The organism is Syntrophorhabdaceae bacterium, assembly GCA_035541755.1.
Classification (GTDB): domain Bacteria; phylum Desulfobacterota; class Syntrophorhabdia; order Syntrophorhabdales; family Syntrophorhabdaceae; genus PNOF01.
In genome coordinates, this window is record DATKMQ010000061.1 from 1 (window position 1) to 6,960 (window position 6,960).

The following is a 6,960-nucleotide window of genomic DNA, read 5'->3' on the forward strand; positions in this document are numbered from 1 at the left end:
TGCAGAAAAGACATACACGGAAAAAGAGAAAGAGATACTGGCGATCTGACGGCAACCACGAATGGATAGCATACAACTCGATAAACTTCCCACCCATGTCGCAATCATAATGGATGGTAATGGACGGTGGGCCAAGCGAAAGAAGCTACCGCGGGTGGAGGGCCACAGGGTGGGGGCGGAATCGGTGCGAGAGATCGTCACTACAACCTGCGAACTGAAAATTCCCTACCTTACGCTCTATGCCTTTTCAAAAGAAAATTGGGCGCGACCCCAAACAGAGGTGAGAACATTGCTCAAATTCTTGAGCACATATCTCAAGAATGAGCTCCCCCTCATGATGGACAAAGGCATACGGTTCAACGTCATCGGCGAGATAGAAGACTTTCCCAAAAAACTCCAGGAAGAGATCCGCTCCGTTGTAAACAAAACGACCAGGAACAAGAACCTTTGCCTGAACCTCGCTATGAGTTACAGCGGCCGAAGAGAAATCGTGCATGCAGTGAAGGGCATGGTAAGAGACGCAACAAAAGGCGTGCTCAAGAAAATAGACGAAAGAGCATTCAAGAAATACCTGTACACCGGCGCTATTCCCGATCCCGATCTTTTGATCAGAACTAGTGGTGAAATGCGGATCAGCAACTTCCTTTTGTGGCAGATAGCGTACACGGAAATATACGTGACGGAGATATTCTGGCCCGATTTCCGAAAAAAAGCTTATCTGGAAGCGCTGAGAGAATTCACCCGGAGAGAGAGAAGATTCGGAAAGGTAAAGGAAAGCTGATTGGGAGAACTGAAGAAACGCGTATTGGCCGCATCTATTCTCGCCCCCTTTGTAGCCGCGCTTTTCTATTTTCTGCCGGACCCAGGGTTCTTTGCTCTTATCGCCCTGGTAGTCCTCCTCGCCTTCTATGAGATTGTCCATATGGCGCACGTGCCGGGAAAATATCTTCTTATTGCGCTCGCCCTTGTGAGCCTCACACCGCTATACTCAAAGGCCTTTGACTTCTATCTTCTCTGTCTAATCGCCTCGCCTCTCATCTATCTTCTCTTCCTGCTCTTCAACCGCGCGGGAGACAGACAGGACGTCAACCGGGACATTGTGACGGGAATAGCGGCCCAACTTTTTGGCGGGGTCTTCATTGTCCTCCCCCTGTTCGCGGTATATTTACTAAAGCAGCTCTCAAGCCTCTTCCCCCTCGTTCTCCTCTTAACAATCTGGGCGAGTGATACCTGCGCCTATTTTCTGGGAAAAAAGTTCGGCAGGAGACCGCTCGCGCCACAAATCAGTCCGAAAAAGACCTATGAAGGACTTATCGGGGCCATCCTGGGAAGCATGGCCGTTATTTGTCTATCACACAGACTACTACATTTCGGCATGGCGGCGTCTCTCGGAATAGGAGCCGCTATGGGTGTCCTGGGCCAGGCAGGAGACTTACTCGAATCCATGGGAAAACGTGTGCTTCACAGAAAAGACTCCTCCTCCCTCATACCGGGACACGGCGGAATCCTCGACAGGATAGACAGCTTCATTTTCACGGCGCCCCTCCTCTATATATGCACAGCGTGGAAAGGGTGAGCGGTATGAGAAAGAAGGTCCTGGTTCTTGGCTCGACTGGTTCCATCGGCAGAGCGGCCCTTGAAGTCATTGATCACGAAAACGAAAGCCTTCAAGTATTCGGTCTCGCGTGCAGGAATCAGACAGATCTTCTTAACAGTCAAATCCGGAAATTCAAACCTGAGTACGTGTGTGTCTATGACGAAACCCAGGGCGATGCAGTAAGGATGGGCAAAGGAAGACTCCTGTCCGGAGCACAAGGTATGAAAGAGATGACGGGCATGGATTGCGACATCGTCCTTAACGCCCTGCCAGGAAGCATCGGCCTCGAGCCCACCATAGCGGCCTTAAGAAACAAAAAAACCCTTGCCCTTGCCAATAAAGAATCCCTTATTATGGCGGGTAGAATCATCATGGATCTCACGAGCACGATGCCGCGAAAGCTTATACCGGTTGACAGCGAGCACTCAGCGCTCCATCAATTATTGTCAGCGATGCCGAGAAAAGAGGTCAGCACACTGATCATCACTGCATCAGGCGGTCCCTTTAGAAACCATAAAAAAGAGGATCTCAAAAACGTGAAGCCCGAGCAGGCCCTAAGACACCCAACCTGGAAAATGGGGCAGAAGATTACCCTCGACTCGGCTACCCTCATGAATAAGGGTCTTGAAGTCATCGAGGCGAGATGGCTTTTCAATATGGATCCGCGCGACATACGAGTGCTCATACATCCGGAGAGCATCATCCACGGGATTGTCGAGCTGACAGATAGTTCTCTCATGGCTTATATGGCATATCCAGACATGAAAATTCCCATTGCCTATGCATTAAACGATTACCACAGAATGTCCCTGCCGGTGAGAAAGCTCATTCTCGAAGACATCGGCAGCCTTTCCTTTCATTCTCCCGATCTCGATACGTTTCCGGCGCTCAAGCTCGCCTATGACGCCCTCTTTTCTGGAGACAGCGCACTTATTGCTTTAAACACGGCCAATGAGGTGGCCTCTCAAGCCTTCATCGGAGGGAAAATTCGGTTCACCGATATTCCCCGCATCGTGGAAGAGGCTCTTGCGCATCATCCGCAGCAGAATATCGTCGAAGACCTCGACACGGTGTGGCATATACATGACTTAACAGAGGCGTACGCGAGAACGCACATAACAGAACTAACGAGGTAGCTTATGATTGATTTTCTATTTGCCATTATAGCCTTAAGCGTTCTCATTATAGTGCACGAATTCGGCCATTATATAACGGCCCGCCTCTTTCAGGTAAAGGTGCTTGAATTCTCTCTCGGTTTCGGAAAGAAACTCCTTCAGTACCAAGGGGGAGAAACCCAATACGCAATCTCGGCCGTACCCCTTGGGGGATACGTAAAGCTTCTCGGCGAATCCCCGGACGAAAAGGTCGAGGAAGAAGAACAACACAGGTCCTTCTCGCATAAACCTCCGTTCAAACGGTTTCTTATTGTTTTTGCCGGCCCCTTTTTCAATCTGCTCTTCGCGTCACTCATTTCCTATTGCTTCCTGATAAGCGGACACACCGTAGGGACAAAGGTGGGGATCGTGGAGAAAGGTTATCCGGCCTATGAAGCCGGCGTTCGTTCGGGTGATGTCATTGTCCGTGTTGAGGGTAAAAGAATCTTTGAGTGGAGTGACCTCCGCTGGGAAATCGCCTTCGCAGACCCGGGACCCTTGCATTTCACCTTTCGAAGGGATGGTAAAGATTTCAGTGTTGTGATTACGCCTCAGGAAGTCGAGGCCAAGGACGCTCTGGGCAATGCGAGAAAGATGAGGATCGTTGGACTCGGGGCGTCGGAGGAGCTGAAAGAAAATGTCTTGAGCGCCATACCCATGGCAATGTATGAGACCTATAACGTGGTGGAAAAGACGGTCATCGGGCTCTACCGCATGATAGTGGGACGCATTCCAGCCAAAGAGATCGGTGGACCCATCACCATCCTGCAGCTTGGAACAAAGCTCGCCGAGGGCGGTTTGTGGAGTCTCGCTTCCTTCGCCGCACTCATCAGCATCAGTCTCGGCGTTATTAACCTCCTCCCCATACCGGTTCTGGATGGGGGCCATATACTCTTCAATCTCATCGAAATCATAACGGGAAAAAGGGCTTCAGAGAAAACCATAGAAATCGCGCAGAAGATAGGGTTAACAATCATTATCTTGCTCATGGCTTTCGCCCTGTTTAACGATATCCAACGACTCGGAGGGGCTGGCGGCCTACTCGAGAAGGCGCGTTACTTTATCTCTGCGTTGGTGTCCAAATTCAGAATCTTGTCGAGCAAGTTCTCGCCCTGACGCTGTACACCCACATGCTCATACTCACCATCGACAACTCCATGGACCTCCTCAATATTGGCCTGGCTCAGGGGGAGGCTCTCATTGAAGAGAGGAACCTAAAAGAACCCCGTCCTTCTGAAATCATAGCGCATGCAGTTTCGGACATCCTGAGTCACAACGCGCAGACGATCGAGAACGTAGACGCTATATTCGTCACCCTCGGTCCGGGTTCTTTCACCGGAGTCAGGGTTTGTCTGGCCTTCTCTAAGGGCATGAGCTCGGCCCTCAAAATACCCCTCGTTGGCGTTTCTACGCTTGATGTTCTCGCCATGTCCTTAGTGCATCTCGAGGAAACGTATCTCTGTCCGCTCATCGACGCAAAAAAGGGTGAGGTCTTCCGTGCGCTCTATTTCGCTTCAAAGGGGACCCTCACACGGCTTACCGATTACCGTGCGGTGAAACCTGAAGCCGTAACCGACATGGTAAAGACGCCCTGTGTCTTCTTCGGCACAGGTCTTCGAGTCTGCGAAGATGTGCTTTCGACCATTGGAGGTGTGACCCTTGAGAAAGACCATTACACGACGGTCTCGGCGCGCTCTCTGTTAAAGACGGGGCTCGCCGCCATGGGCGCTCGGTCAGGGGGAAGGATCATCCCGATCTACGGGCGAAGATCTGAGGCGGAGATCAAGTTCAACGTGACAGTCGATTAAAATCAGGAATTGTTGTATAATTTAAACTCGATCATCACATTCGAAACTCGTTTATACAGGGCCTAAGGCGTGAGGAGGATGGGGCATTGAAGACAATCGAAGAGATCAATGAGAAGATCAAGAATGGTAAGGTTGTTGTTGTCACTGCCGAGGAAATGATCGACATAACCAGATCGAAAGGGGCCAAGAAGGCGGCCCAGTACGTTGACGTCGTGACAACGGGCACCTTCGGTCCTATGTGTTCAAGCGGCATGTTTCTCAATGTGGGCCACTCAAAGCCGAGGATAAAGATCGGCGGGGGCAAATGCTATCTGAACGACGTACCTGCCTACTGTGGAATTGCCGCTGTTGATCTCTACATCGGGGCCACCGCATCCCCCGATGACGACCCGCGTAATACGGTTTACCCCGGGGCCTTTAAGTACGGAGGAGGACACGTGATTGAAGATTTCGTGAGCGGAAAAGATATAAAGCTCACGGCAACCGCATACGGCACTGACTGCTATCCACGGAAGAAGATTGAAACATACATTAATAAAGATACCGTCAATGAAGCCTATCTTTATAACCCGAGAAACAGCTACCAGAACTATAATGTGGCGGTAAATGAGTCGGGTAAGATGATCCATACCTACATGGGCTCCATTAAGCCAAACCTGAACAGCGCCAACTATTGCAGCGCCGGCCAGCTCTCCCCCTTGCTCAAAGACCCGAAGTACCGGACGATCGGGATCGGGACCAGGATCTTTCTGGGTGGCAGTCTCGGCTTTGTGGCGTGGAACGGCACGCAACACAATCCCTCGGCGCTACGGAGCCCGGACGGACTTCCGAGAGCGGGAGCGGGCACCCTTGCCGTGATCGGCGACGCAAAAAAGATGAGCCCGGACTTTCTCAAGGGCGCCAGTTTCGTGGGATACGGCGCCACCATCTTCATCGGTCTCGGCATACCCATACCGGTCCTTGATGAAGAAATGGCGTATTTCACTTCGAGAAGTGACGAGGATTTCAAGGCCCAGGTCGTGGATTATTCCCATGACTATCCCGAACGAATTTCCAGGAGTATCTGTGAGGTCACCTATGCGCAATTAAAGTCGGGGGCGATCATGGTAAACGGAAAGAAGGTGCCCACATACCCCATATCGAGCTATTCAAAGGCTAAGGAAATAGCGTCAATACTGAAAGAATGGATTGGCAGAGGCAGCTTTCTTCTTTCGAGCCCGGTGGCGCCGCTACCCGGCCTCGACACAGGCATCGTTATGAAGACGCTGGAGGAAAGATAAGGGACCATACGCAGAGAGTTATGGGCTTTCGTTGCACGTTGACCCGTAGCCCGTGCTTATGCCCCAAAAGTCGTTCTATATGAATAAAAAAGCTGTATCTCTTCTTTCCGGGGGTCTCGACAGTACCCTTTCTACCAGGCTTATCCTCGACCAGGGGATTGAGGTTGTGGGCCTCCATTTTACCTCTCACTTCGCAAGCAAGAGCGACAAAGAGCGGGGACTGCAGGCTGTCAGGACAGCGCAAGAACTCGATATACGCCTTATCACACAGCATAAGGGGGACGAATACATCGAGATCGTGAAGCATCCTCGATACGGCTACGGGAAGAACATGAACCCCTGCATCGACTGTAGAATATTCATGTTGCAAAAGACTCGTGAAGTGATGGCGAGCGAAGGTGCGGGATTTCTCATTACCGGAGAAGTGCTTGGCCAGCGCCCCATGTCCCAGAAAAGGCACACCATAGAGCTGATTGAGAAAAAAAGTGGCCTTCAGGGTCTCATTGTGAGACCGCTTTCAGCCAGGCTCCTCCCCTCGACGCAGCCGGAGCTCGAAGGTATTATAGATCGGGAAAGGCTCCTCGATGTATCGGGCAGATCACGGGAAGTGCAGTACAACCTGGTGTCTCATTATGGTCTCAAAGAGTTCGCCCGACCCGGAGGCGGCTGTCTGCTCACCGACCCCATCTTCGCCCACAAGCTCAAAGATCTCATGTCGGGCGGCATAGCCTTTACGCCCAAGGACATAGAGCTCATCACCATCGGGAGGTATTTCAGGCCGACCCGTGATACCCTTCTTGTTCTCGGAAGAAACCAGGAAGAAAACGCACATCTCGAATCCCTGTTTGAGCCCCCTTACATACTGTTTTCCCCGGTCAACTTCAAAGGACCGAAAGGCCTCTTCAAGGGTGTACCCACCCAGGAGATCGTCGAAACTACGGCAAACGTCATGGCCTTCTATGGCAAGCACACAGGACCCCTGATCACGATAGAATCGCGTAACGGTTCACCGGCCACACATACCATCGAAAGGAGAGACACGGACGTTGAAAAAATCAGAATTTAGGTCCGCTGCGCGAAATCGCGTGAAGGAATCTAAGATATGAAACTTTTTGACGATT

General features: G+C 51.3%; 7 protein-coding genes. All 7 read left to right on the forward strand.

Going from position 1 to position 6,960, the window contains the following annotated elements; translation table 11 throughout:
- Nucleotides 1-61 precede the first annotated feature (61 nt).
- The 7 genes from VMT62_05325 (at nucleotide 62) to VMT62_05355 (ending at nucleotide 6,905) form a co-directional block, all read left to right on the forward strand.
- Nucleotides 62-781: an isoprenyl transferase gene (locus VMT62_05325; protein ID HVN95827.1), complete on the forward strand. Its 720-nt coding sequence runs from the start codon at nucleotides 62-64 to the stop codon at nucleotides 779-781.
- A complete protein-coding gene (locus tag VMT62_05330) occupies nucleotides 782-1,576 on the forward strand; it encodes a phosphatidate cytidylyltransferase (GenBank protein ID HVN95828.1) in 795 nt (264 codons plus the stop codon).
- A gap of 5 nt (nucleotides 1,577-1,581) precedes the next feature.
- Nucleotides 1,582-2,733 carry a 1-deoxy-D-xylulose-5-phosphate reductoisomerase gene (gene dxr / locus VMT62_05335; protein HVN95829.1) on the forward strand — a complete coding sequence of 384 codons (1,152 nt, stop codon included), beginning with the start codon at nucleotides 1,582-1,584 and terminating at the stop codon, nucleotides 2,731-2,733.
- A 3-nt stretch (nucleotides 2,734-2,736) separates the two neighbouring features.
- A complete protein-coding gene (gene rseP, locus VMT62_05340) occupies nucleotides 2,737-3,867 on the forward strand; it encodes an RIP metalloprotease RseP (protein HVN95830.1) in 1,131 nt (376 codons plus the stop codon).
- Between the two features lie 14 nt (nucleotides 3,868-3,881).
- The gene (gene tsaB, locus VMT62_05345) at nucleotides 3,882-4,559 is read left to right on the forward strand and encodes a tRNA (adenosine(37)-N6)-threonylcarbamoyltransferase complex dimerization subunit type 1 TsaB (protein HVN95831.1); all 678 of its coding nucleotides are present in this window, start codon (nucleotides 3,882-3,884) and stop codon (nucleotides 4,557-4,559) included.
- Nucleotides 4,560-4,645: 86 nt separating this feature from the next.
- Entirely contained in the window at nucleotides 4,646-5,839 is a 1,194-nt protein-coding gene (locus VMT62_05350; GenBank protein ID HVN95832.1) for a homocysteine biosynthesis protein, read from the forward strand.
- Between the two features lie 79 nt (nucleotides 5,840-5,918).
- Nucleotides 5,919-6,905, forward strand: coding sequence for a hypothetical protein (locus VMT62_05355; protein HVN95833.1), 987 nt, complete (start codon nucleotides 5,919-5,921; stop codon nucleotides 6,903-6,905).
- Nucleotides 6,906-6,960: the final 55 nt, after the last annotated feature.

Excerpts from the sequence above, each read along its gene's own strand:
- rseP (HVN95830.1), top strand. The coding sequence starts at position 2,737 with ATGATTGATTTTCTATTTGCCATTATAGCCTTAAGCGTTCTCATTATA.
- dxr (HVN95829.1), top strand. The coding sequence starts at position 1,582 with ATGAGAAAGAAGGTCCTGGTTCTTGGCTCGACTGGTTCCATCGGCAGA.
- tsaB (HVN95831.1), top strand. The coding sequence starts at position 3,882 with ATGCTCATACTCACCATCGACAACTCCATGGACCTCCTCAATATTGGC.
- VMT62_05355 (HVN95833.1), top strand. The coding sequence starts at position 5,919 with ATGAATAAAAAAGCTGTATCTCTTCTTTCCGGGGGTCTCGACAGTACC.
- VMT62_05325 (HVN95827.1), top strand. The coding sequence starts at position 62 with ATGGATAGCATACAACTCGATAAACTTCCCACCCATGTCGCAATCATA.